The 999-nt window shown below is 36.7% G+C and carries 1 protein-coding gene; it reads right to left on the bottom strand.

Going from position 1 to position 999, the window contains the following annotated elements; translation table 11 throughout:
- Nucleotides 1-7: 7 nt before the first annotated feature.
- The gene (locus ABG79_RS12105; RefSeq protein WP_057979720.1) at nt 8-913 is read right to left on the bottom strand and encodes a carbohydrate ABC transporter permease; all 906 of its coding nucleotides are present in this window, start codon (nt 911-913) and stop codon (nt 8-10) included.
- Nucleotides 914-999: the final 86 nt, after the last annotated feature.

Below are 999 nucleotides of genomic sequence, written 5' to 3'. Positions count from 1 at the left end.
CTGACCATTACATTTCCACCTCGCTCTTCTTATTATAATATACCTGTGCTATTGATATTACCGACAATACAAGGAAGAATATAATTGCCCTTGCCTGCCCTTCCGCCATCCTGTTGTATTTAAAGGCTACATTGTATATGTGCATTGCAAGTAGTTCCGTTGAATTTACAACCTGCCCCTTATACATATCGGTAGGCCCGCCATTTGTCAGGGCAACTATTATATCATACTGCTTAAATGAATTTACAAGCGTTAAGAAGGTCGTTATTGTAAAGGCATGAGCTATCATAGGGATTGTTATTGCCTTTAATCTTTGCCAGAAGTTTGCTCCGTCTATTGCCGCAGCCTCTAAAAGTTCCTGTGGAACATTGAGCAATGCTGCTACATAAATCATCATTATATACCCAGCATATTGCCATGTGAATGCTAATACTAATCCGAATAAAGTTAAATCAGGGTTTGACAATATAAGCAGGTTTTGAAGTTTCTCTATCCCAAGCAATCCTCCAATCGCAGGTATTACGCTTTTAAATATGAACTGCCAGATATATCCTAATACAAGCCCACCTATTAAGTTTGGAACAAAGAAGCCTGCTCTGTAAAAGTTTCTAAATCTTATATCCCTTGTGACCAAAACTGCAAATGTTAGTGCAACTATATTTATCGATACTACGCTCAATAGAGTGAATAGAAATGTTCTGATAAAAGAATATCTGATTGCAATGTCTGAAAACATAGCCTTATAATTTTTAAATCCCACCCATTTAGGTTTTAATCCTGCAACTGCTGTCCAGTCTGTCATTGAATAATATATTCCCATAAAGAAGGGTATTATTACTACCATTACAAATGCAAAAAGGGCAGGTGCAACAAACAGCCAGAACACTGCATTATCATTCAATCGCTTCTTCATAATCTCTCCCCTTTTACTTATTAAATGAAGGGGCTGCATGAATTTCCAGCCCCTTAATTGTTACTTCTTTATCTCTTTTATCTTTT

Origin of the sequence: Caloramator mitchellensis, assembly GCF_001440545.1 — a bacterium.
Taxonomy (GTDB): domain Bacteria; phylum Bacillota; class Clostridia; order Clostridiales; family Caloramatoraceae; genus Caloramator; species Caloramator mitchellensis.
The sequence above is the reverse complement of the archived record's forward strand: the minus strand, read 5'-3'. Positions and strand labels throughout refer to the sequence as shown.

Excerpts from the sequence above, each read along its gene's own strand:
- ABG79_RS12105 (WP_057979720.1), bottom strand. The coding sequence starts at position 913 with ATGAAGAAGCGATTGAATGATAATGCAGTGTTCTGGCTGTTTGTTGCA.